Origin of the sequence: Haemophilus haemolyticus (assembly GCF_001679045.1) — a bacterium.
GTDB classification, from domain to species: domain Bacteria; phylum Pseudomonadota; class Gammaproteobacteria; order Enterobacterales; family Pasteurellaceae; genus Haemophilus; species Haemophilus haemolyticus.
The window spans coordinates 293529-317663 of the sequence record NZ_LYCK01000013.1 but is presented as its reverse complement, the minus strand read 5'-3'; the positions used below and the strand labels follow the sequence as shown (position 1 = coordinate 317663).

The following is a 24135-nucleotide window of genomic DNA, read 5'->3' as shown; positions in this document are numbered from 1 at the left end:
ACTAAAAAAAAGGGGGATATTCAAATCTAACTAATTAGAATTATTTTTAGCTTTCTAAAAGTCTATACTCCCCTTCAATAATTTCACCTTCTTTTTGCCATTCATCAAATGCTCTTTTACGCTCGGTAACTTGCATATTAGCTTCTTGAACCGCTGAAATTTTTTCTTTTAATTCTGCATAAACTGGAAATAATTGTTTAATAAAACTATCCTTATTTAATGAATCAAGCAGACCAGCTCGCTGCTCTTCAAGCATTTTCACAATATCTTTAACCATATTTGAAAAATCTTCTTCCGCTTTCAACTTTTTGTAACTATCCCACATCTCCATCGCAATGCCTGCAAAAGCCATAACGGCATTAACTTTCGCTGCAAGATTCACCGCTCCCCATGGTTTAAATTTCAGATATTTTGCAAGATCTACACCTACCGCTTTACCCGCTGCAACAATACCATCTCGAGCTGCCAAGACTTGTGTATTATTAATTTTTTGCTTACTTAAAAATCCTAAACTCTTGCTCATTAAAGCAGACCCCACAGAATCTTCAAATCGCACCATTTCATTATCAAAGTCCAAGCTAATGCGTTGCAATGCGCTTTCTATAACCTGGCATTGCCGTCCAAACTCTTGTTCTAAACGGGTAGTTAATACAATCCCATCTTTTCCTAATTCATTTTCATAAAAATCTGAGAATGTATGTAAGTCTGTTCCTTTAACCTGACGAATCAATCCTGTGAAATAATCAAGCACAAATTCTTTCAAATAACTACGTACATTATTGATTCGTGCAGTCATTGGTTCTAATTCAGAATTTAAATGTTGAGCTACATCCGCTAAATGTACCAACTCATTATTTAATATTTCCTGTGTTTTTTGAACAACTGGAAGCTGTTTACCTAATACATCCTGAATCATGCTTTTTTGTGCTTCAAACACAATTGGTATTACTCCACCATTTTTCTCTATGACATAACGGGTCGCATCTTGCAAAGTATAGATACGAGACAACTTTTTAAATTCATCCAAATGATCCAACCAATAATCAATTCCTTCACCAAAAGGATTTGCTGATACCGCAACAATCTTAATATCAGCAACTTCTTTATCTTCCAACCCAATCATAGTTTTCAGACGGCTTAAGACATTATCTGCTTTGGTCTTTAGGTTCTCTCTATAATCCCAGTCATCTTCGACATCCGCCACCTCATCAAAACGGCTTAATACAAACACAGTACGTGATAACAGATTCAAATCACGAAATAGCCATTTCAAGTCTTCTTGGTGACTCTCTTTAATTGGGTTAGTTGAATTCATGATATACAATACCAAATGAGCTTCACTAACATATTTTTTGGTTATCTCTTTATATTTTTCAATTTGACCTGTACTGTTTTGTTGTTCTTTAAAACCAAATAATCCCGGAGTATCAATAAGCTCAATCTCATTGTCCACATGATAAATTTTTACTTCATTTGAGGATTCTTGCTGACTAATATTCATGCTTTGATCTAAACGCTCCAACCAAGCAGAAGCAATTGAAGTTTTACCTTCTGAAAAACCGCCAATTAAGGCAACTTTTAAAACCGAACTTTGCATGTACTTTTTAGCAGTTTGTAGTTTTTCTAATAAGTCTGGATTGGGGACCAAGCCAAATGCTCGTCCTGTCTCAACAAATTGACTCAATTTTTCTAACATACTTTGCGCTTTTTCTTGTTGAACTTTAAATATAGTTACAGTATTTGTCATAATATTTCCTTTTTTTAGATTGTTTGAAAAATAGCTTCTAACTCTGTCTCAGCTTTTTCTAATACCTCTATAACGGATTTATATTGTTTTAATGGAGCCTGAAGTTCCATTGAAACTTTTTCAACCTCTTCATTCATTGCATTTTTGATGTCATTAAGAATTTTTTCCATTTCATTTCCAATTTGGTTAGCTGCTTTCCGAATCGCATTATCAGTTTCTTTACGTTGCTGAGACTTCTTATAATCTGAGCTAAAAAAACCAATAACTGATTTAGTTACTCCAATTAAAGCTCCGACTGCAGCCAAAACACCTCCTACAAAAGCAAAAGTCCAGCCTACTGGATTACTGGCTAATGAGACAATGCTTATTACTATAGCAACACCACTTGAAACCAACCCAATAAGATTCAAACCATTATCAATCTTTATATCTAAATTAAAATTTTTTATACTAAATGAATTACTTCTTTCATTAACGATATTATTTAAGTGAAGACTTGTACGCTTTACAATATTTAATAATTCCTCTCCAAATTTATTAGCTTCTAATTCAATAGAATTTCTCAATTTATTTTCTAGTTTTTGGGCTTGTAACTCCATTTCATTTTTCAAGTTACGTTTAAATGCGTCATTACTAATATCTTTGTCTATTTCATAATAAAGACTAGCTCGAATTTCATTTTGAAAAGCCTGTAAAATTTTTCCTCTTAATGAATCTAGAATACCTGTAAATTGCTCCATTAGCACTATAATTCTAGTCTGAGAATTTAACACTTCATCTCTCACCTTTTTTCTATCCTCTTTAAATTTTTGACTTAACGCTTTTAAATCACATATTGAAGAATCTAATGTCTGGCAAGCCTTATTTAAATTTGAACGTTTAATTTTATTACGGTAATCAACAATGATTTCGGAAGATAATTTTTCTACAAAATTAGGTAAGCCACTCAACTCCAAAATTTTATCTCTTGTACCAAAACGCTCTAGGAATTTTCTTTGTTCATTTGCGTCTTTACTTCCTGGGATAACACATTCAGTCAACCCTAAATAGGCTGGCCTTGCACTAACAATTAAGCTCTGGCAATACTTCTCTACTAACTCTTGTTTTAATTTTTCATCCAATGCTCGCAATCCATCTTTTTCGCCTTGACCAATTAATGGTTGTTTCAAGGAGCGAGGATTATTGACAGCATGGTTGTAGATTGTCCAAACTTCTGTTTGAGCGCCTAAATGCTCTTTCATTTTTTCTAATGTGCCTTTTTTATCTCCCTTCTCTCCTTCATGTGTTTGTGGTGGGCGTGCAGTACGCGTTACATAAAATATAGCATGAGCTTTCTTAACAGCCTCTTCAATTGCAGTTCGTACAACACTTTCATCACCTTCAATACCAGGAACATCAATCAATGCGAATTCATGATTATTATAGTTAAAATCAAATGAAGTATTGTCACGGGTAAAATCTGAACGACCATCTCCAATGATTTGACCATCTGCAAACTCTTTCAAACTCTCTGTTTCTTTAATTAATCGTGTATTTTCGGCTTCTGCATCTTTCTTTTCTTGCAATAAAGTTTTTAGACGAGATTTAAAATCTTCTGATTCTTTTTGCTTTTCAGCCTTAATTTCCGATAAAAGTTGTCGTGCTGTAACCAATTCTTCTTTTTCTTTAATTGGAATAAATAAAGAAATAAAACGCTGCCACCATTTTTGATTCTTTCTAATTTTCTCTAATAACTCAGACAAATGACGAACTTCAACTTCAGCTCGCATAATAGATTCAGCATATTTTTGATCCAATTTATTTAAAATTTCCTGTGCTTCTTCTATTGCTTTTTCTTTACTCATAATAATTTGGCGAACTTTACAGAAAGCCTCTTCAGTTAAACCACTTTTCTCAGCCAACTCCTTAAATTTCTTTTGGCTTTCTACTTTACTTTTTTCTTTTAAAAATATACGTAAAGCTTCTATTAAAGTTGATTTTCCAGCATTAGTTTCGCCATAAAAAGCAATAGTAAATTTTTTCCATTCGCTTATCTTTTTTAATTCGTTAAGTTCTTTTTGAATGATTCCATTTAATTTGTATAGGTTATCTATTGCAAAAGATATATCTTGATCAATTTTATCTTTCGCATTTTGTTGTGATAACTTATCTATTACTACCTCAATTTGGCTAGCAATTTTTTCATAGATAAAATTTGATTCTGTTTCCATTAAATATCTCCAAATTAATTAAAAAACCAACATTTCTACCTTCAAAAACTCCATATCCTCCCAACTCAACCCCGCCACTTCATCATACAAATCCAGCCCAATCAGCGTATAAAACTGTTTGCCGAAGTTTTTCTCGTTAATCAGTTCGATACGTCCTGCTTTATATAAAGCGGCAAGGGCTTTTTCGGGGATTTGAACGGTGTAGGGTTGCAGTTTGCGTAAGAGTCCGCCGATGTGGTCGGCGTGGTGCAGGCTGCTGATGAGATTTTCGGCTTCACCATCAAACGGAATAATCAGCGGCTGCATATGGCTTTCAATCATACGGAACTTGTCGGCGATGGTTTGGAATGGGAAATCGAGGCTTTGTCCTGTATCGTTGTGCATTTTCAGAATTTTTTTATTGTCCAGTTCACTGCCTTTTAATTGATAAAGCTCGGCGAAGTAGGCGACGACGGCTTGGGTGGATAAGAGGTCGTCTGAAAACTCATCGGCAGTCAGGCGCATTACGGCGGCTTGGGTAGCAAGTTCGGGTGGGGCTTTCCATTTTTCCTCAGGCACGAATATCCAGACAAAGCTGTTTTCAGACGGCCTTTTGCCTTCGCGGTTGCAGCGTCCTGCGGCTTGGGCAACGCTGTCTAAGCCTGCTTCGGCGCGCATCACCAGCGGAAAATCCACATCAACGCCGGCTTCAATTAAGGACGTGGCGATGACGCGGCAGGGTTTGCCCTTTTTCAGACGACCTCGAATCTCATCGAGCTTTTGGCTGCGGTGTTTGGCGCACATCAAGGTGGTCAGGTGGAACGTGCCGTCAAGGTGTTTGGCTTGGTCGTACAAGCTGCGGGCGTGGCGGCGGTTGTTGACGATAACGAGCATTTGCGGGTGTTCGCCAAGTTTGGCTAGCAGGTCGGCGTCGGTTTGTGTGCCGATGTGTTGCACGGTGGTGCGGCGCAGTTTGTCGAAAAGTGCGGTCGGTTTCGGGGCGATTTCACGCACGTTTTCAAAGCCGCGATAGAAGCCGTTTTCGGCTTGCACGGCTGGTTGGGTGGCGGTGCACATGACGACGCTGCAGCGGTAGTTTTGCGCCAATTCTTTGATGGCTTGCATGATGGGCAGCAAAAGATTGAGCGGCAGCATTTGCGCTTCGTCGAGGATGATGACGGAGCCTGCGATGTTGTGCAGCTTGCGACAGCGCGAGGAGCGGTCGGCAAAGAGGGATTCAAAGAATTGCACGGCGGTGGTCACGACAATCGGCGCGTCCCAGTTTTCCGAGGCAAGGCGCAATTTGTCTTTGGTGGTCTCATTTTGCAGTTTGCCGTCGTCGAAGGTGCTGTGGTGTTCCAACACGGCTTGTTCGCCTAATTCGCCAAAAGCTTTGCGGAATTCGGCGGCATTTTGTTCGATGATGCTGGTGAACGGGATGACGTAAATCACGCGCCGCATACCGTGCCGTTTGACGTGTTCTAACGCAAATGCCATGGAAGTGAAAGTTTTGCCGCCGCCGGTCGGTACGGTGAGCGTGAACAGCCCTTGCGCTTGTGCCGCTTGTTCTACGGCATAATCGAGAATTTCACTGCGCAGGCGGTTTAAATCGGCATTGCGTTTTTCGGCTTCGGTTTGCGCTGGAGCTTGGGCGACACGTGTGGGGCAGTGACAATATTTGCATAAGGAAAAAGAAAAAATTTGGTGGGAAAAAATTGGCTGGAGCCCCTGTTTGTGGGGCTTTGGCGTTTTTAGGGGGAAAGTTTATGCAAAAATGGAAAATGGTGGGGATTGGGGGAAAATGGTCGAAAATTGGGTTTTATTTTGCATAAAAGTTGGCGGTGAATTGTTAGGTTTTAAACATTTTAAAAATTTAAAGTTCATTTTAAAGTTAGTTTAAAACGGCTTTAAACTGAATAGGTCATTGAGTTTTGCTACTAAGAATTTACCTTAAATTTCTAACCAAAGACGATAACTTAGAAGCTAACTTAGAAGCTAACTTAGAAGCTAACTTACAAGCTCACTAAATAAAAAAGGCGGTTTCATGGGGCGAAATCGCCTTTTTTGTTGGTTTTTGAGGCGATTTTGGTGCGTTTAGATGAAATCTAGCGGTTTGTTGTGTGTGATTATGGGTAGAATTTGCGAAAATGCGCCATTATTTGGCGGTATTTGAAAGGAACACAGGCTTCCTTGCCTTTGTGCTTTAAAAATATTAAGAAAGCGCTTGTAATGCGGTTTCTTTGGATGTTACCGACATTGATGTCGGCGACATATTAGAAGTCACGATAGCCACGCACGACTTGCCCTATCACAATCAAGTTATTGGCTTGTTCTGCGTTGAGTTCTATTGGTGCGTATTCTGTGTTTTGGCTGATGAGTGTGATGCCGTTGTAGGTGATTTGCACTTTCTTCACTAGCATTGCACCTTCATTATTTAATACAAAGATTTTTCCGTCTTTTAATTCCTTTTTAGACCGATCTACAATAATTTCTTCGCCGTCTTTTAGCGTTGGATACATGCTATCGCCACTTACTAAGAACATTGCACAGTCTTCCGCTTTTAAGCGGCGTGAATCGAGCCAAGCCTTTTCTACTTTGGTGGTTTGATAAGGTTTATATTCATCGTTAAAACCACCGCCACCGGCTGAAATACGCACTTCTCGGCAATCTTCAATCACTGCAAATGTCTCATCATTGCTTGCCAGTAAATTCACGTCAGGCTTTATCAGCTGTGGTTTTGTGCCGTCCATTTCGCCCACGCCAAGGGCTAACCATTCAAGGTTTACACCTGAAGCCTCGGCTGTTTTTATAAGATTGGTACGAGATGGATCTGCCTCACCTATCAGCCAGCGATTTAATGATGTTATTGCAATTCCAATGCGTCTAGCAAATTCACTAGTATTGCCTTCAAATTTCTCTTTAAGTATCCATTGAAGTCTAGCTCCAAATTCAGGGTCATTAATCTTTGCTTTGCTCATAAATTTAACCTTTACACTATCTTTTACCGTAAAACTTTCATACCAATAACTTTTACTTTTTTAGACAAGAATAAAACTCCGTAAATGTAAGTTGTAAGTCATTGTTTTTACGTAAAAATTAAACTTAAACAGAAAATATTTTAAGATATTTAAGTTTTACACTTGAAATGATTTAAGTTTTACGCTTTAATACACGCACTGGATACATAAAAGGAGGTGTATGTAATGAGTGTATTAAGCGACACAAAAAAAACCGCTATATGCGATTGGCATCGTGCGGATATTTTGGCTGCGTTGCGTAAAAACGGGTGGTCTTTACGTTCTTTGGCTGAAGCTGGGAACGTGAGTTACAACACATTAAAGACCGCACTTGATAAACCCTATCCGAAAATGGAAAGACTTATCGCTAATGCGGTCGGTGTTGCCCCTGAAGAGATTTGGGCTGCACGTTCTCAGGAACGAATTGAACGTAACCGAAAACCTGTTTTAACAAATAAGTTTTAATCTTAAAGGAATTTAAACGTAAAAGAAACAAAAAGGATCATTTATGAACGAAATTTCTTTAAAAACACATTATCCGATAGCGGAATTATTAAAACTTAAACTTTTAAACATGCCTACTGCACATAAAAATGCACTCGCATTGTTTGAACGTGAAAATGTGGAATGGCGTAAACGTGAAGGAAAAGGTGGGGGAAAAGAATATGCTCTTTCATCAATGCCACAAGCCTTACAAGATGAAATTCGTAACAAATTTGCAGTATCTATTGTAAAAGCCAAACCCAAATCTCTTCCCGCCGATCTCCGTCAGGTGGAATTAAAAACTTTAACGGAAAAACAACGTGAAGTAGCAGGGGCAAGAATGGCGTTAGTTGCCCAAGTGGCACAGCTTGAACAAGCCCAACCTCGTTACAAGGCGATTAAGTTTTTTTGTGAACAAATCAAACATGGTGGCATTTCTTCTGATTTGATGAGATTGGTGGAAACCGCCAATAACAAGAAAGGAAAAAATCGCACTTTATCTGACCGCACTTTGAATCAATGGGTGTTGGATTATGAAAAGGCGGATACCCCTGAAGAACGATTAAAAGCCCTCGCACCAATGCAACGGGTGGCGAAAAAGGCTGAAGAAATTGTGTGGTTGCCTGACTTTTTGGCGATATATCGCCAAACCAATGGCATCAATGTGGCAGAAGCCTATCACTATTTTTCGTCTGAATGGGATGCACGTTTTGCAGACGAGCCGTTACGTTTAGAAATGAAACCGAGTATTGACCAAGTTCGCGCTGCATTAGCGAAATTGCCAAAACACATTAAGGAAATTGGTCGTAAGACGGGTTCTGAACTCCGCGCCATTAACACTTATGTGAAACGCGATTGGAGCGTGTTGCAGGTGAATGATGTGTGGGTGGGTGATGGCCATGCGATGAAATTGAAAGTCGCTCATCCTGAACACGGTCGCCCATTTATTCCTGAAGTAACGTTGATTATGGATGCCGCGTGCCGTTTTATTGTGGGTTGGTCGGCAAGTTTGGCGGAAAACGTTCTGGCGGTGGCTGATGCCTTACGTTATGGCGTGGAACGCTACGGCATACCTGCAATTTATTACTCCGATAACGGTGGTGGCGAGAAAAACTGGATGCTTGATGGGGATATTACGGGGATGTTGCCGCGTTTGGGGATTAATCACCAAACAGGGATTCCAGGCAATCCACAAGGGCGTGGGATTATTGAGCGGGTGCATCAAACGATTTTATATCCTGTTGCACGTAAATTTTTAACTTATCACGGCAGAGGTGCTGATAGAGAAACTGTTAGAAAAGTTAGTACTGCAGTGATTTCGTTAGATAAGGCAAAACGAAAAGGTAATGCTGAATTAACACCGAAACAAGAATGGGCAAAAGGGAAATTGCCAAGTTGGAATGCGTTTTTAGAAGCTGTACAAGAACAAATTGATTGGTACAACAATGAACATGTACATCGTGAAATTGGGATGACTCCAGCAGCAAAACGTCTCCAATTAATGGCGAAGATGAAGGAGGAAGATTTAGTGTTTATCACTAAAGTAGAGTCCAGGGATCTATTTAGACCTAGTGTATTAAGAACCCCAGAGCGTGGCGTTGTGAGATTGTTTAATAATAAATATTTCAATACCAAGTTACTTGATGTGGAAGGTATTAAAGTTCAAGTATCTTTTGATATTCATGATCCAAGCCAAGTGATTATAAGAAAGCAAGACGGCACTTTTGTGTGTTATGCCGAATTGAATGGCAATAAACGTGATGCCTTCCCAGTTGCCTTTGTTGAACAGCAACGTAAAGCACGTCATCAACGTCGCTTGAAACTTAAAATGGAACAAGTAGATGAAATCAATGCAGAGCTTAATCCTGTTATTACGATTGAGCATCAGCAAGGTTTTGAACTGTTACGCACAAAACCGAAAGCCAAACAGGAAGCTACCCCAATTTTCTTAACCAAAGCGGACAAAGAAGCGTGGGAACAAAGAAAAAAGTTAGTGAATGAGTAAGGAGAGCAGCAATGAAAGCACAAGAATTAAAAGCGTTTATGGATGCGCACAAGATGAGCCAAAAACAAGTGGCAACCTTGTTTGATGTATCTATTACAACAGTGAGCCAATATTTAAACGGTAAATATCCAACCGATACCAAGTGGCTCGATGAAAAAGTGAATGAGTTGTTAGCACGCCATAAGGCGAAAGTGGTTGAAGCGAAATACAACAATGCATTTGTCCCCACTCAAACAGCAAAGCGCGGTATGGAAATTATGCACTTTGCCCACGCAGAGGGCGAAATTAATGTGATTTACGGTGCGGCAGGCTTAGGCAAAACACAAATGCTTAAACAATATGCGAAAGAACATAGTTCAGCCATTTTGATTGAGGTTGATCCAAGTTGCACACCGAAAGTGTTACTACGCAAGATTGCAGAAAATGTTGGTTCAACCAGCCGAGGGGTAAACAACGATGTACTTTCAGGAATTGTGGAAAAAGTAAATGGTGCGGAACGTTTGTTAATGATTGATGAAGCCGAGTTACTTTCTACCCGCTCTTTGGAATTTATCCGACGCATTCACGATTTAACGAATTGTGGCGTGATTTTAGCGGGTATGCCTCGCTTGTTGGTGAATTTAAAAGGGAAAAATAACGAACTGGCACAGCTTTATAGTCGAGTGGGATTTGCTTGTGACCTTGGTAATGCCCTACCTGATGACGATTTAGCCATGTTAGCGGAAAGTGCACTTAATACAAGTGAGTTTAATGCCCCTTTATTGAAGGCCTGTAAAGGCAACGCTCGCCGATTAAGTAAGTTAATGCGAGGTGTTGTGCGTTCGGCAGAGATTAACGAAACCGAAATCAGCGCAGAGATGATTGAACAATACAGCAAAATGTTAATTAGTTAAGGAGATAACCATGTTGCAAGCAAGAAAAAACAAACAATTAAACAAAAACAATGCCGTGATGTTGGCTTATTTAGAACAAGTGGAAAAAGCGGTGAGACGCTTAAATGAAATGGGGCTTACGGTGATTAATGTGCACTTTGAGAAGATAAGACCGACTGTGCGTGTGATGAATAATGCAGTAACAGAAAAGCTAGAGAAAGACCAACGCGCTTATGTGTATCACGTGGGGCGTGATGTGGGTCGATACCAAGAAGCGCAATTTACGGTGGAAGGTATCCGTGTGGTTTGGCGGAAATATTTGAACTAGGAGGAGGAATGGCAACGCGTCGGCAAATTTATGCAGTCTATCGTGGCGAAGAGAATTTGGGTGACGGGACTGCGGAAGAATTAGCAAAGAAACTCAATGTGAGCGAAAAAACGATTTACAGCTCGGCAACAGTCGCCCGATGTAAACGTGATAAAGGTAAGCGACTTGTAGTGATTAAGTTAGATAAAGAGGAACTCTAAATGAAGGTGATGATTGAGGGGAAAGAATACTGGCGTGATGTAAGAGGAAATTTAACGCCAGCCGAATTGGTGAAAGACATCGACAAAGCACGTGATGTGCTTGTGCGTGAATGGGTGGAAAAAGGCGTGTCTTTAAATAAGGAGATGCGCAATTTTAAAGATAGCATTTTCGGCGATATTCAGGCGTTTATTGAACTTTCGGCTGAAAAATACAATGCCAAAGTGGGCGGTAGTAAAGGCAATATCACACTTTATAGCTACGACGGCAAATACAAAATCCAACGTGCGATTAACGACCATTTGCAATTTGATGAACGTATTCAGGCGGCAAAAGTGTTGATTGATGAGTGCTTGAATGAATGGAGCGAAGGCTCTCGCCCTGAACTAAAAGCGTTAATTGAACGTGCGTTTAATGTAGATAAAGAGGGAAACCTCAACACATCACGGATTTTAGGTTTGCGACGGGTAGATATTCAAGATGAACGTTGGCAAAACGCGATGCAGGCGATTAGTGAAAGCGTGCAAGTGGTGAGTAGTAAGGCTTATGTGCGACTTTATGAACGTGTGGGCGAAAGCGATCAGTATGTGCCGATTGCGTTAGATGTAGCTGGGGCGTAGATGAGTGAGTCTGGCATCGTTGTAATTTGTCTTTTTGCACTATATGCGTGGTTAGCATATTTGATGTTTAAGAATTTATAAAACTTATTTAAATGCCCTTTAAATCTCCCCTAGCCCCTCTTTACGAAAGAGGGGGATGAGATGAGGGGCATTCATAATAGGTTTTAACAACAAAGGAGCAACAATGAAAAAATTGGAAAATTACCGAGATTTTAGCCAACACGCTGCGGAAATGGAACGTGCTGGCGCATGGAAACAAGCAGAAAGCGCTTGGGAAAAAGCGGCAACGGTGGCTCGTCGTCGGGAAAATCAAGAATGGGCGGAAAATCGTCGCCTGTTTTGTGCACATTATGTGCGTTATCCAGCGAGAAGACCGGAGGTCAATCATGGCTAAGTTTGTAGCGCGCTTTTATTGTTTGGTTGAAGCCGTTGTGGAAGCTGAAAGCAATGAGCAAGTGTTGGAATGGTGTGATTTGAATGTGTGTGATGTGAATAAACTACCGCATACGATTACGGAAATTGATGATGTGGTTGAGGTGGAGGAAGTATGAGTGAAAAGAAAGCGCAAGTCACCGAGCAACTGGCACAGATTATGGAGCAAATAGAAGCAGCAAAAGAACAGTGGCTGGTTGATGATTCAAAAGGGGCTTTGTTGCTATTACAAGCGGCAAGCAGAGAGATGAAAAGTGTGGCGTGGCAAATTGCGCCAGTGTTGGGAGATAAATGAAATGGAAGAAAAAAAGTATGCAGTAACATTTGAGTTTAAAGTGGGAGTCACTGATGACGATTTAACTTTTAATGTCAATACAAAATACCATCAAGTGACAGTTTTATATGTGAAGGATGCGATGACTTGTTTGATGTTTAAGTTACCTGAAATTGTTAGAGCTGGTTGGCTTGCTTTTGAGGGTATGGACGCTAACGTTAAAAATGGTTTCGAGCACAAAATAAAATTAGATTTTTGCACCCAAGATGGTGATGAATGGGATGTTAGTGCGAAAGTTGATAATCCAAATGAAATTGGTCGTACGTTGATTGGCATTATTGAGAAAATTCTTTTGAAGGATCCAGTTATTGACGAAATTCTTCAGAATGCAAAATAAAACCCATTTACAGCCTATTAAATCTCCCCTAGCCCCTCTTTACAAAAGAGGGGGGGAAGTTAGATGAAGTGGGCTGAGTAATGTGTTTTCAATTAATAAGGAGGAAAAATGCAGACAAAAATCATTCAATGGCTGGCAGATGATGAAGATGTCGGATTAAGCAGTAAATGTATGGCGTTTGTAATTGGTTTTGATGTGGTGCCAAGAAGTAAGAGCTATCCGCTTGATCCGAGCGATTTATCTCGTTGTGTGAAGTTATTAGAACGTGTTCCAGAAATGCGCAATTATCTTTACAAGATGAAAACCGTGTCTCCCATTTGGGCAAAATTAGTGGAACATTGGGACGAGTTAGAACGTTTATTTAACGAAGAAAAAGGCTCTGGCAGATGCCCTAAAACATATCAATTAATGAAAAAACTTACTGAAGACGATCAGAATGTTGTATTTCGTCATGGTGGGTTTTCAATTCGAATGGGGGAATAAATGAGTAAATATTTTTCAGTAGATGTATCAAACGATATCCATATTATTAATTTGTGTGAAACATTAGAGCAAGCAAGAGAGACTTGTTTGGCTGGCGCTGTCGAGGCTCACGAATTTGCAGACGACATGGACGAATACGAAAATTATGAGATTAATGATTTACCGTATGCTGTTTATGGTGTGGTTTTAGGTAAAGCGGAATGCAAGAAAAAAACGTTAACCGAAGAGGAGAAAGATGAGCGCTGCTCCGATTTTGATTACGTCCTTGAAAAACCAGAAATTGTAGATTATCCGAAAGATGACAACTGGATTAAGTGCAGTGAGAGATTGCCTGAACCATTTTATACAGGTGAAGAACTACGCAACTCAAGCAATAGACACTTAATTTATTATACCGAGGATGGCGAAAATTGGTTTGTTGATTTCGGGTGGTATTTATACGGTGATAGAAGGGAATCAGATGGCAATTTAATGCCACCATATTGGGAGTTAGACAATATAGGGTTATCAAACGTGGTGATTGAAGTTTCACACTGGAAACCACTGCCACAACCACCAATCGACTAAAACCCATTTACAGTCCATTAAATCTCCCCTAACCCCTCTTTACAAAAGAGGGGGATAAGTGAGATGAAATGGGCTGAGTAATGTGTTTTAAATCAAGTTTGAGGGAACAATAATGAAACTATGCCGTTGCCCTATTTGCCACAGTGACATTCATTTGGATGCGCTGTTGGAAGATGATGCGGGGCGTGAGATGTTGGGGTTAATCTCCAATTTGGGTGGTCGTAATGCCCGTGCGTTGGTAAGTTATATTGGTTTGTTTCGCCCTGAAAGATCGGCGTTATCTAATGGTCGGGCATTGAGATTAATGAAAGATGTGTTGGAGATGTATCAACCCAGTCCGCTACTCGCTCATGCGTTGAATGAAACGGTGCAAGCGGTGATGAAAAACCGTCGGGAAACCCGCAATATTCAAGCTCTAGCGAATCATAACTATTTGAAGAAAGTGTATGAAGGGGCGAAACCGTTGTTTGCGATGGTGCGTAATGAAGGCAAGGCTGAAATGCAAAGCGTGGCGGCGCAAGAAGAGAATCAACGTATGGCCGCTATTCAATATATTGAACGTTATGCCGCTATTGGGCAGTTGCAATTTGTGGAAAATATGCCTGAGTTTGCGGTTTGGAAAGCCTGGAAAGCAGAACAGGAGAAAGGCTATGTTGCGTAAAAATTTAATCGCTAGAATCCATATTGGAAAAAGCCAATTAGGTCTTGATGATGAAACCTATCGTCAATTATTGGTGAGTACAACAGGTAAAACAAGTTGTACTGAAATGACAGAGAATGAATTGCAACAGGTGTTAAATGTTATGGTGCAAAAGGGTTTTAAATCCAGTAGTCATTTTTGGGGAAATCGTGCGGCACCACGTGAAGATAAGAAAATTTATTTAGCAAAAATTACCGCACTTTTAGCAAAACATGGTTTACCGAAAGAATATGCTGATGGTATTGCGAAACGTTCGTTTAAAGTGGATTTTGTGCATTGGTTGCAGCCGTGGCAGTTGAAAAAGGTGGTGCAGATGTTGGCGGTGTATGATCGGAATAAAAAAGCATTGTAAGATGAAATTATCAGGTGTAAATTGAAGGCTCTTTGGAGCCTTTTTTATTGGATTTTTTATGAAGAATTTATTTGTGATTATATTGCTTGCTAGCTCTTTTGCTGCCGATGCTGGGATGTTTGATCATGCAAAAGAAGAAATTAAAATTTTCAAAGATTATCCGTTTGATATTCATAAGAATGATTTTTTAGAGCGATTCAAGTATTTTGGAAAATGTATGGCTTATTCCGAATCAAGAATTTGTGCGCCTGAAGGGTATGAATCGCTTTATGGAGCAAAATTTAATATAGTCATTACTTTAGATAAAAATAAGACAAATGGAGTTATTCTTCATCTAACTGATGCAAGTATTGCGAGAGCTGATTTTTGGGAATTATTTCGAGGATTAATTAAATCAGGTTTTTCTCTTTATCAAGTTGAAGATAAAGATGGTACGGCAAATCGTTTTGACGATATATTAGCATCAGCTAAAACAGGACAGAAAATAAATAATGTTGATCCAAAATTAGATATTCTAGAATCAAAAGAGCGTACATCCCAAAAACTCTTTTATGTAGAAACCGATAAGTTGAATTCAATTTTGAAGTTAGGGCAAAGATTTTCTTCATCAGAAGATATAATTTCTAGACTTCCAAAAGATACAAGATTTATTGAAATGGATGTAATGAGTTTTTACGATCAGAGCTATTCAGTTGAAATAAAAATATCATTGCCTAAACTGGAGGTTACAAAGGAAGATCGCCCTGTTGAAAAGTTTTAGTTAAATCCCACTTCGGTGGGATTTTTTATGCGAGTAAAACAGCATAATTATGCACGTAAAATAGTTATATGTGTTTATATATGTTTATATGTAATTTTTAAATGCTATTTATGCAAAATAAAACACGATTTAAGCCGTGCTAAATTTTAGGCTAGGTAAATATCAAATTTCTGAAAATCGTGCGTTAGGAAGCGATTCAGAAAATATTTTGATAGATTGCAACGATCCTCATTGATTTTTCGATCGTTAATATCTATAATTGAAATCAATATCTAGGGGGTCCGTGTTTTTATAGCCACTAGATATGGAAAAACCCAATCAGCGCCAACTGGTCGGGTCTTCCTAAAAGACGGTATCACATTCCTCACTACCAATGACTGTGTGATGCCAAACAAACAACTTACCTTTATAACGAAAAGCAAGTTATTTTTGTGTAAACACGGCGCAATAATACCTTTTTGCTTTTCGTTTTTAAAGGAAAAATTAACAAAAAGGTAAAAAAAATGCCTCTTATCAGTATAAATGTCCCTCAAGCGGACGATCTTCATAAAGTGATTGCTGTTGTTAAATGTAAATATCAACATGGCTTTCTTTCCCATTCATTACTTGATCTAACAGAAAGACAAGTCGATTATTATGCACATAGCGCTAGAATCCTTGGTTTTTTAGATTTCCAATTTAATTTAACCCAAAACGGTATCAAACTTGCAACGAGTTCAACTCCTATGAGTCTGCTTTCTTGGGCGTTTCGGCAAAGTGATGTTTATGTTGAATGGCATAATTGGTCATTAAGTTCTGGTGAGGATATGAAAGGACACGCAAGCCAGTTCTTAACCGACTATTTTTCAACTGCAAATTTGCCGAACAATCAGCGGTTATCTAATAATCAGCAAGGGACAGGCACAATATCACGTCGTGCAAAAACGCTTGAAGATTGGTACACCCGACTTTGCTAAATCACAAAATCCCACTTCGGTGGGATTTTTTTTATCTTTTTTTTCAAAAATACCGCCTTTTTAAAATTTCCGTGTGAGAATTGCGTAAAACAATTTGCGGAGGTGTTTATGGTTGAATCTTTGGAAGATGTGGCTGAATTACTGCCTGAAACGGTGCAGCAGATGGTGGATTTGGTGGGCTTTGCTGCGGTGGAAAAAATTATTACACATTTTGGTGGGGCTACCTTTCGATTTACTGATGGGGTGCATTATTTTCCTAAGCTTAAAGCATTAATTGGTTTGGAAAGTGCGGTGAAATTACGAGAGGTTTTTCGTGGGGAGTGGCTGTATATTCCTCGTTGCCAAACGGCATTGCGTGTGTTGCGTAATTATCGTTTTAAAGCCGATTATGATTATCTTACCCAGCATTTAAATAAATCAGGGCGTATGGCTATGCTTGAGCTTTGTCCGAAATATCAACTTTCTGATCGGAGCGGTTGGGAGATTTTGGCACAGGTGCGCCATCCTGAAGAAACCCATAATCTTGCCTTGTTTTAGTGCTGAAACCGCTCCTCTCTTCTCTTTACTCTGCTTTTAAGACAATACCCTTAATCATTAATAGATTAAGGGTATTTTTTTATGTCGACGTTAACTTTTCTAGATATTTTTAACCGCTTAATTGGGCATGAGGGGGGGTATGTTAATGACCCACGCGACCCAGGCGGGGAAACCAATTGGGGGATTACTAAACGCACAGCTCAGGCAAATGGTTATCAGGGCAATATGCGTGTGATGACTCGTGATCAGGCTTTTAAAATCTACTACTCCGCATTTTGGCTACGTTATCAATGCGACAAGATGCCTGAAGCGGTGGCTTATCAGTTTTTTGATGCGGCTGTAAATCATGGATTAGGTAATGCAAGCCGTATGTTGCAACGTGCGGTGAATGTGGCGGATGACGGCATTATTGGCAATATGACCATTGCGGCGATTAAGAATATGGCGATATCTGATGTGATTATGCGTTTGAATGCAGAACGCCTTGAGTTTTATTGCAAACTTGGCACTTTTGCAACCTTTGGTAAAGGTTGGGTGCGTCGTGTAGCGGGCAATCTTAAATATGGAGCAATTGACAATGAAGTTTAAATTTTTAGGCGTGTTTAAACGTGTTTTAAATTGGTTTAAAAGCAATCGAAAACCTTTGAAATATCGACCGCACTTTTACAGTAAAAATGCGTGGAGTTATGTGGCACACGGTAAGCCTACTGCTGCACAGGTATTGATGTGGAGATTATGCCGATGAATAAATTTTTTGAATTATTTACCAATAGTGATGGACGAGCGAGTACAACGGGCTTTATTCAGTTTTTTGGCTTTTTGGTGATGGCGGGTGTGTTGATTTATGCGGTCTATCTTGACCGTTCTACGGTGACAGATTTGTTTTTTTATTTTGCTTGTTTTTGTGGTGGTTCTGCCGCAACCAAAGGGGCGGTGATGGCTTTTCAAGCCAAACAAACGAAACCAGAAGAACCGATTACCGGTGAAACCTATGTGGAGCCAGAACAAACGGATAGACCAAGGGGGATTTGATGAGTATGCAGATTATTTTAGCGGGGCTCGGAATTTTCGCACTATTGGGTGCGTATGTGATGTTTAAGCTGAAACATGCACACCGTGAGATTGAGCAGTTATTAAAAACCAATGCCCAGTTGCAAACGCAAAAAGCCGTGGCTGAAACTCAAGTAAAACATTTTGAAGTGAGAAAGAAAAATGAAGAAAACACTCGTAACACTAGCCGTGATGATGTCATTAACCGCCTGCAGCAATCAGGCGATCTCCGTGATTAATCCAAGTTGCAGTGGATTTGGCATTATCACTGCCAGCAGACAAGATACCACGGAAACCTTGCGACAAATTGCGGTACATAATGCGACCTATCGTGAGATTTGCACTAAAAGTAAGGAGTCAAAATGATTGACGATAAAGTGTTTATTGGGATTGGCACGACGTTGATTATGACATTAGTTGGCTGGGTGTGGAAATCAGTAAACGATAAAGTGGCTGAAAATGAGCATGCGATTAAAGCCTTAGAAAAGCAAATGCAACACGATTTTCAGAGTAAAGAGCTTGCTGAAGTAAAAGATAAACACTTTGAAAGCATTTTGAAAGAGGTGCGCGATCAGTTGAAAGAAATCAATCAGAAGTTAGATAAAAAGGTGGATAAGTGATGTTAGATCAACTTGCGGAAAAAGAAGAAATCACCGCCAAACTGGATGAGATTTTATCTTTAAGCCGTACCGTCAATCACAAGATTGACCGTTTAGATGGACGGGTGGATGAAATTGATTCGCGCTTGGCAAAGGTAGAAGAAAGTTTGGCGAAATTAGGTGTGCGTGCTGCGGTTATTGGCGGGTTAAGTGGCTTGGTCGTCTCCGTTGGGTTTGAGCTGATTAAAGCAAAATTCGGGGGTTAAGATGGCACATGATGAAAAAACCAAGGCAGATGTGCGCCGTTACTATGTGTTTGATTGCTTAACGCTTGAATTAGCCGCAGAAAAAGCCAAAGTGTCCTATAACACTGCTCGACGCTGGAAACGTGAAGCCGAAGCTCGTGGAGATAATTGGGATAAAGTGCGTGATGCGAACACGATGGCAAGTGGCAAAGTGGAAGATGTAGCGCGCGGCATGCTGACCGCGTTTGTGCTTTATTTTGAAAACACGATGGATGAGATTAAGCGCGCGGAAGAATTGCCTGTGAGTGAAAAAGCGAAGTTGATTCAGGGCTTGGGCGATAGCTATTCGAAAATGGTGGCAAGCAGTAAGCGATTATTGCCAGAAGTGTCGGAAATGGCTACGGCAATAAAGACCATCACTATGTTTGGGGATTATATACAAACCAATAAACCTGAGCTGATTAATGAGTTTGCGGACTTATTGGAAGGATTTGGAAAAGCCCTAGATAAGGAATTTAAAGCATGAAACTCTTAATTTTTCAGTTGCCATCACTTACAGCCATTATTTGTGCATTTTTGCTGTTGAGCCAAGGTATTAGTGGTTGGGGATGGTTTTTATTTATTGCTTTTTGTGTATCTGCTTCTAGGGCATAGGTGAAGTTGTGAAAAGTAAAGAATTGTTAGCAGAATTAAAAGCCTATTCGGACAGCTTGCGACAAAAGGTCGAGGCAAAGTTTGAGGGGTGGGATGATTCTCTTGCTGCCATTAGTGAGCGACGCAAAAAGGTGCTAGATCCTGTTTCGGGCTATGACTTTTTTGTGTCGAATTACTTTCCGCATTATGTGCGTTCTAGCTCTCGTTCGCAGTTGCATAACTATCTTTTTGAGCAGTTGCCACAAGTATTACAACAGCCATCATCAGTGCATTTAGCTATTGCTGCGCCACGTGGTGAAGCTAAATCGACCTTGGTTTCCCAGCTCTTTACACTTTACTGTCTTGTGACACAGAAAAAACGCTATGCGTTGATTGTGATGGATAGTATCGACCAAGCCTATCCAATGTTGGAAGCCATTAAAGTAGAGTTGGAATTTAACCAACGTTTGCGCATTGATTTCCCTGAAATGTCAGGACAAGGGCGTGTGTGGCAAGCGGCAACCATTATCACAAAAGCCAATCAAAAAGTGCAAGTGGCAGGTTCCGGCAAGAAATTGCGTGGTTTACGCCATGGGGCGTATCGTCCTGATTTGGTGGTACTGGATGATATTGAAAATGACGAACAAGTGCGTAGTCCTGAACAGCGTGACAAATTACACGATTGGTTGAAGAAAACCGTCCTTCCGTTAGGGGCGGCTGGAGACAAGTTAGATGTGGTATATATCGGGACTATTCTCCATTACGACAGTGTTTTAAACCGCACTTTATCGAGTAAAGCGTGGAAGACAGCCAAGTTTAAAGCCTTAATTCGTCAGCCTGATGATATGAGCCTGTGGGATAAGTGGGAGGACTTCTACTTAAACGAGGGCGAAGCGGTGGCTGATGCTTTCTATACGCAAAATCAAGCGGCAATGGATAAAGGCGCAGTGGTGAGCTGGGCTGCTCGTCCTATTTTAACCTTGATGAAAATCCGTGCCCGTGATGGCCATGCCACCTTTGACTCAGAGTATCAAAATGACCCGTTAAGCAGTGATGACGCGATTTTTGCCAATGCCATTAAATACTGGACGGAACTGCCGTCCGATTTGATTTATTTCGGTGTGGTTGACCCGTCACTCGGCAAAGCGGGAGCAAGCCGTGACCCATCGGCGATTTTAGTGGGTGGGTATCACCGAGAAACAGGCAAGTTATATGTCGTGGAAGCAGCAATAAAAAAACGATTACCGGATTTAATTATTGAGGATACTATTCGACTGCATATTCAGTATAACTTCCTTAAATACGGTGGTGAATCTGTTCAATTTCAGGAGTTTTTGAATTCTGAAATTGTAAAACGTTCGGCACAACGTGGTCATCCCGTCCCTGTTGTTCCAATAAAGCCTAACACAGACAAAATGCTACGCATCGAAAGCCTACAGCCGCATATGGCAAATGGGCTGATTTTATTGCACCCGTCACAGACGACTTTAATAGCTCAACTACGGCATTTTCCCAAGGCCGATCATGATGATGGCCCGGACGCACTTGAAATGTTGTGGAGTCTAGCACGTAAGTATTCTGCCCCGATTGAGTGGATTGGGTTAAATCAACTGAATGAGATTGAATCAGATGAATACGAAGATGAAGACGATCTTTATTCAATATGGAAACATTAAAGGCGGATTAAATGGGATTTATTGATAAGGTTAAAAACCTTTTAAAAGGTAATGAAACAGAGCCAACACAAACCGATGAAGCGGAAGTGACAGCATCAGGTCGTGTATTAGACGATCACCCCTCTGCAAAAATTACGCCTTCAAAATTAAAGCAGATTTTAGAGGATGCCGAAAACGGCGATATTCAGGCGCAGCATCAACTTTTCATGGATATTGAAGAGCAAGATAGCAGTATTGCCGCCAATATGATGACACGTAAACGTTCAGTTTTAACGCTAGATTGGCGTATTGTTGAACCACGTAATGCCACTCCTGCGGAAGAAAAATTGCAAGCCGAGATTGATGAGTTATTTTACCAATATCCTAACCTTGAGGATTTATTTGTAGATCTCATGGATGCGGTCGGTCATGGCTTTTCTGCCCTTGAAATCCAATGGGCGCAGGTGAATGGCAAATGGGTTCCAAAAGGCTTTAAACCTTGTCCGCAGTCTTGGTTTAAATTGGATAAAGACGATAGTTTATTATTACGCACGCCAGCTAATCAAATGGGTGAGCCTTTACGTCCTTTTGGTTGGGTGGTACATCGCCATAAATCTCGTTCGACACAGTTGGCTCGTGATGGCTTATATCGCACATTGGCATGGCTTTATATGTATAAGCATTATTCTGTGCGTGATTTTGCCGAGTTTTTAGAGCTTTATGGTATGCCGATTCGCATTGGTAAATATGGTGCTGGAGCCACTAATGCGGAGAAACGCACATTATTGCGTGCGTTGGCCGAAATTGGGCATAACGCGGCAGGCATTATGCCTGAATCGATGCAGATTGAACTGCACAACGTCGCTAATGCAGGTGCAGCATCGGGTAATAATCCATTTTTACAAATGGTTGATTGGTGCGAGAAATCTATTGCTCGGTTGATTTTGGGGCAAACCTTAACATCGGGGGCGGATGGTAAAAGCTCCACCAATGCGTTAGGTAATGTGCACAATGAGGTGCGTCGTGATTTGATGATTAGCGATGCGAAACAGATTGCACAAACCATTACTCAACAAATCATTTTGCCGTATTTGCAAATTAATGTTGATCCGAATATTGCGCCACATCGTGTCCCTTATTTTGAGTTTGATACAAAAGAATATGAAGATTTATCGGTATTTGCAGATGCTATCCCTAAACTTACTGGCATTGGCGTGCAGATTTCGGAAAGCTGGGTGCGGGATAAATTAGGTATTCCTGAGCCACAAGAAGGTGAACTGATTTTAAGCACACTGCAAGGCGAGAAAACAGACAAAAAAACGACCGCACTTTCTGCCGTGTTTAACCACGGCAAAGGCTGTACTTGCGGTTGTCGTGCTGCTGCGTTGTCGGCTCAAAATGGTAAAAAGGACGAACAAGATGAACTGGACGGTTTGATTGATGATGCACTGGCAAATGCGGATTTTAATCAACAGCTTGATCCTATGATGAAACAAATTGTAGGCGTGGTTATGGCAAGTGAAAGCTATGATGAAGCACAGGAAAAACTGATCGCACTTTATCCTGATTTAACCAGTGAAAGCCATCAAGCCTATTTGGCAAGTGCGGTATTTTTAGCTGATTTATTAGGAGCTGCCAATGCCGAGCGCACCTAAGTTTGCCATTGGCGTAGAACCCAAACAAGCCATTGAGTTTTTGCGCCAAAAGAAAATGCTTGCCAGTAAGGTGTTAGCAAAAGAAATGCACGATAGCGCATTGGCTCGTGCTACGACGATTGCGCGCTTAACTAGCCTTGATATGACAAAGGATATTTACCAATCTTTAGAAACCGCTATGCGTGAGGGCAAAGGCTTTCACGCTTGGAAAAGAGAACTGGTGAGTGAATTTGAACGTAAAGGCTGGATTTTTGGGAAAGATCCGTCTATTCGTGGTATTGATGGGCATTTACTGGCAGATCCAAAAACAGGGGAATATTTTGGCACGCCGCGTCGGTTGAATACGATTTATCGTGTCAATATGCAGTCAGCTTATTCGGCTGCGCGTTATCAACGCTTGCGTGATAACGTGGATAATCGCCCTTATTGGCAATATTCCGCCGTGGGTGATGCGCGTACTCGCCCTGCCCATTTAGCATTGAGCGGTAAGGTGTATCGTTATGATGATCCGTTTTGGGCGACATTCTACCCGCCTAATGGGTTTAATTGTCGCTGTACGGTGATTGCGTTAGGCGATAGAGATTTGAAACGCCGTGGGATTGATAAGCCTGACGATAGTTCTGAATTTTTGGTGGAAGTAGAACGCCCTGCGGATAAGCAAGGTAATCGTGAAAAGACGGTAGGGTTTAAATTACCTGATGGCACGGTACGTGTGACGGATAAAGGCTTTGATTACAATGTGGGGAGATTAAACTACAAGCCTAATTTGGATCTTTATCCTGAAAAACTGGCGCATGCGTTTGCGACGGTTGAAATGAAAGGTGGGGAGTTTAAGCACGATTTTGAATTGTTGGCAAAGCATGTGGCGGAGATGAAACAAACGCTCAGCCCAGATGGAAAAAAACTCACTGCTGATCAAATGTTACAGGTGCGAGATAGTCTTACCAAAAATTTTAAATTTGCAGCAGGTGTCTTGAGTGCGGAAAGTAAGGATTTATTGAAAAGCAAAACTGGCACAGTGTGGCTTTCTGATGATACTTTAATTAAGCAATTTAATAGTCGTGATGGGCAAGATTTTGGGATTGATGAATATGCGGATTTGCCGGATATTGTTAATTCACCGGATAAAATTATTGTAGATGAATTCGGCTACCAATTTTATAGAGATGTAAATGGTAAGAAATTGTTAGCTGTATTGAAAGTTTTAAGTCGAGAAAACGAAATTTTTGTGCAATCGTTCAGATTGGTGAGTGATAAGCAATGGAAAAAGGCATTTAAAGAATAAGCCACTAGGCGGGGCTCGAACCCACCGCACACAGTCCCGAGTCTATTTCACCTCTTCGCCCGCGATCTTCGAGATTCATCGCTTTTCTAGTGGCTT

Annotated in this window: 32 protein-coding genes and 1 pseudogene; 29 read left to right on the top strand and 4 right to left on the bottom strand. The window is 40.5% G+C overall.

The annotated features are described in order from the left end of the window. Nucleotides 1-46 precede the first annotated feature (46 nt). The 3 genes and pseudogenes from A8M50_RS07320 to cas3 form a co-directional block, all read right to left on the bottom strand. Complete coding sequence (locus tag A8M50_RS07320) at nt 47-1747, bottom strand: LeoA/HP0731 family dynamin-like GTPase (protein WP_005647024.1); 1701 nt, start codon at nt 1745-1747, stop codon at nt 47-49. A 14-nt stretch (nt 1748-1761) separates the two neighbouring features. Next, a complete protein-coding gene (locus tag A8M50_RS07315) occupies nt 1762-3957 on the bottom strand; it encodes a hypothetical protein (RefSeq protein ID WP_005647120.1) in 2196 nt (731 codons plus the stop codon). 18 nt (nt 3958-3975) lie between these two features. Continuing rightward, nucleotides 3976-5679, bottom strand: a pseudogene (gene cas3, locus A8M50_RS07310) (CRISPR-associated helicase Cas3'); the annotation flags it as partial. Between cas3 and A8M50_RS07305 the strand changes: the two are divergent. Next, the gene (locus A8M50_RS07305; RefSeq protein ID WP_032826615.1) at nt 5615-5836 is read left to right on the top strand and encodes a hypothetical protein; all 222 of its coding nucleotides are present in this window, start codon (nt 5615-5617) and stop codon (nt 5834-5836) included. The pseudogene cas3 and the gene A8M50_RS07305 overlap by 65 nt on opposite strands. Nucleotides 5837-6209: 373 nt before the next feature. On the opposite strand, the gene A8M50_RS07300 is transcribed toward A8M50_RS07305, so the two are convergent. Continuing rightward, nucleotides 6210-6914, bottom strand: a complete 705-nt coding sequence (locus A8M50_RS07300) for a LexA family transcriptional regulator (protein WP_005646899.1) — start codon at nt 6912-6914, stop codon at nt 6210-6212. A 225-nt stretch (nt 6915-7139) separates the two neighbouring features. Between A8M50_RS07300 and A8M50_RS07295 the strand changes: the two genes are divergently transcribed. The 28 genes from A8M50_RS07295 (at nt 7140) to A8M50_RS07175 (ending at nt 24039) form a co-directional block, all read left to right on the top strand. Continuing rightward, complete coding sequence (locus A8M50_RS07295) at nt 7140-7418, top strand: helix-turn-helix domain-containing protein (protein ID WP_005646986.1); 279 nt, start codon at nt 7140-7142, stop codon at nt 7416-7418. 43 nt (nt 7419-7461) lie between these two features. After that, entirely contained in the window at nt 7462-9441 is a 1980-nt protein-coding gene (locus A8M50_RS07290; protein WP_005647107.1) for a Mu transposase C-terminal domain-containing protein, read from the top strand. A gap of 11 nt (nt 9442-9452) precedes the next feature. Then, nucleotides 9453-10334, top strand: a complete 882-nt coding sequence (locus A8M50_RS07285; RefSeq protein ID WP_005646888.1) for an AAA family ATPase — start codon at nt 9453-9455, stop codon at nt 10332-10334. Nucleotides 10335-10344: 10 nt separating this feature from the next. After that, a complete protein-coding gene (locus A8M50_RS07280; protein WP_005647009.1) occupies nt 10345-10641 on the top strand; it encodes an HI_1482 family protein in 297 nt (98 codons plus the stop codon). 8 nt (nt 10642-10649) lie between these two features. Continuing rightward, nucleotides 10650-10841, top strand: a complete 192-nt coding sequence (locus tag A8M50_RS07275; RefSeq protein ID WP_005647090.1) for an HTH domain-containing protein — start codon at nt 10650-10652, stop codon at nt 10839-10841. Continuing rightward, nucleotides 10842-11459 carry a DUF3164 family protein gene (locus tag A8M50_RS07270; protein WP_005646924.1) on the top strand — a complete coding sequence of 206 codons (618 nt, stop codon included), beginning with the start codon at nt 10842-10844 and terminating at the stop codon, nt 11457-11459. Nucleotides 11460-11643: 184 nt separating this feature from the next. Then, on the top strand, nt 11644-11853 hold the full coding sequence (locus A8M50_RS07265) for an ANR family transcriptional regulator (RefSeq protein ID WP_005647065.1): 210 nt from the start codon (nt 11644-11646) through the stop codon (nt 11851-11853). Further along, nucleotides 11846-12010, top strand: a complete 165-nt coding sequence (locus A8M50_RS09005) for a hypothetical protein (RefSeq protein ID WP_005646917.1) — start codon at nt 11846-11848, stop codon at nt 12008-12010. The genes A8M50_RS07265 and A8M50_RS09005 overlap by 8 nt, the downstream gene beginning before the upstream one ends. Further along, nucleotides 12007-12186 carry a hypothetical protein gene (locus A8M50_RS07260; protein ID WP_005647118.1) on the top strand — a complete coding sequence of 60 codons (180 nt, stop codon included), beginning with the start codon at nt 12007-12009 and terminating at the stop codon, nt 12184-12186. The genes A8M50_RS09005 and A8M50_RS07260 overlap by 4 nt, the downstream gene beginning before the upstream one ends. Before the next feature lies 1 nt (nt 12187). Then, nucleotides 12188-12562, top strand: a complete 375-nt coding sequence (locus A8M50_RS07255; protein WP_005647159.1) for a hypothetical protein — start codon at nt 12188-12190, stop codon at nt 12560-12562. A 108-nt stretch (nt 12563-12670) separates the two neighbouring features. After that, the gene (locus A8M50_RS07250; protein WP_005647130.1) at nt 12671-13045 is read left to right on the top strand and encodes a hypothetical protein; all 375 of its coding nucleotides are present in this window, start codon (nt 12671-12673) and stop codon (nt 13043-13045) included. Nucleotides 13046-13096: 51 nt separating this feature from the next. After that, nucleotides 13097-13612: a DUF551 domain-containing protein gene (locus A8M50_RS07245; protein ID WP_254045590.1), complete on the top strand. Its 516-nt coding sequence runs from the start codon at nt 13097-13099 to the stop codon at nt 13610-13612. Between the two features lie 112 nt (nt 13613-13724). Next, nucleotides 13725-14273 (top strand): HI_1489 N-terminal domain-containing protein, encoded by a 549-nt coding sequence (locus A8M50_RS07240; protein ID WP_005647167.1) that lies wholly within the window; start codon nt 13725-13727, stop codon nt 14271-14273. Continuing rightward, nucleotides 14263-14664, top strand: a complete 402-nt coding sequence (locus A8M50_RS07235) for a gp16 family protein (protein WP_005647014.1) — start codon at nt 14263-14265, stop codon at nt 14662-14664. Before A8M50_RS07240 ends, A8M50_RS07235 begins: the two co-directional genes overlap by 11 nt. A 58-nt stretch (nt 14665-14722) precedes the next feature. Further along, complete coding sequence (locus A8M50_RS07230; RefSeq protein ID WP_005646883.1) at nt 14723-15424, top strand: hypothetical protein; 702 nt, start codon at nt 14723-14725, stop codon at nt 15422-15424. Between the two features lie 503 nt (nt 15425-15927). Continuing rightward, entirely contained in the window at nt 15928-16380 is a 453-nt protein-coding gene (locus A8M50_RS07225) for a hypothetical protein (RefSeq protein ID WP_005646988.1), read from the top strand. Between the two features lie 108 nt (nt 16381-16488). Beyond that, complete coding sequence (locus A8M50_RS07220) at nt 16489-16917, top strand: Mor transcription activator family protein (protein ID WP_005646901.1); 429 nt, start codon at nt 16489-16491, stop codon at nt 16915-16917. An 81-nt stretch (nt 16918-16998) separates the two neighbouring features. Further along, nucleotides 16999-17505, top strand: a complete 507-nt coding sequence (locus A8M50_RS07215; RefSeq protein ID WP_005646961.1) for a glycoside hydrolase family 108 protein — start codon at nt 16999-17001, stop codon at nt 17503-17505. After that, complete coding sequence (locus tag A8M50_RS09000; protein WP_005647152.1) at nt 17495-17662, top strand: hypothetical protein; 168 nt, start codon at nt 17495-17497, stop codon at nt 17660-17662. Before A8M50_RS07215 ends, A8M50_RS09000 begins: the two co-directional genes overlap by 11 nt. After that, complete coding sequence (locus tag A8M50_RS07210; protein ID WP_005647121.1) at nt 17659-17949, top strand: DUF2644 domain-containing protein; 291 nt, start codon at nt 17659-17661, stop codon at nt 17947-17949. Before A8M50_RS09000 ends, A8M50_RS07210 begins: the two co-directional genes overlap by 4 nt. Then, complete coding sequence (locus A8M50_RS07205) at nt 17949-18206, top strand: DUF2681 domain-containing protein (protein WP_005688568.1); 258 nt, start codon at nt 17949-17951, stop codon at nt 18204-18206. Before A8M50_RS07210 ends, A8M50_RS07205 begins: the two co-directional genes overlap by 1 nt. Nucleotides 18207-18329: 123 nt before the next feature. Further along, complete coding sequence (locus A8M50_RS07200) at nt 18330-18587, top strand: hypothetical protein (protein WP_005647123.1); 258 nt, start codon at nt 18330-18332, stop codon at nt 18585-18587. Further along, complete coding sequence (locus A8M50_RS07195) at nt 18587-18832, top strand: hypothetical protein (protein WP_005646954.1); 246 nt, start codon at nt 18587-18589, stop codon at nt 18830-18832. The genes A8M50_RS07200 and A8M50_RS07195 overlap by 1 nt, the downstream gene beginning before the upstream one ends. 1 nt (nt 18833) lies before the next feature. Then, nucleotides 18834-19337, top strand: coding sequence for a DUF1804 family protein (locus tag A8M50_RS07190; protein ID WP_005647115.1), 504 nt, complete (start codon nt 18834-18836; stop codon nt 19335-19337). Then, nucleotides 19334-19465, top strand: a complete 132-nt coding sequence (locus A8M50_RS09065) for a hypothetical protein (RefSeq protein WP_005646930.1) — start codon at nt 19334-19336, stop codon at nt 19463-19465. Before A8M50_RS07190 ends, A8M50_RS09065 begins: the two co-directional genes overlap by 4 nt. A gap of 8 nt (nt 19466-19473) precedes the next feature. Then, nucleotides 19474-21120: a phage terminase large subunit gene (terL, locus tag A8M50_RS07185; RefSeq protein ID WP_005647109.1), complete on the top strand. Its 1647-nt coding sequence runs from the start codon at nt 19474-19476 to the stop codon at nt 21118-21120. An 11-nt stretch (nt 21121-21131) separates the two neighbouring features. Next, nucleotides 21132-22754 (top strand): DUF935 domain-containing protein, encoded by a 1623-nt coding sequence (locus tag A8M50_RS07180; RefSeq protein ID WP_005646918.1) that lies wholly within the window; start codon nt 21132-21134, stop codon nt 22752-22754. Further along, on the top strand, nt 22738-24039 hold the full coding sequence (locus tag A8M50_RS07175) for a phage minor head protein (RefSeq protein WP_005647075.1): 1302 nt from the start codon (nt 22738-22740) through the stop codon (nt 24037-24039). The genes A8M50_RS07180 and A8M50_RS07175 overlap by 17 nt, the downstream gene beginning before the upstream one ends. Nucleotides 24040-24135 lie beyond the last annotated feature (96 nt).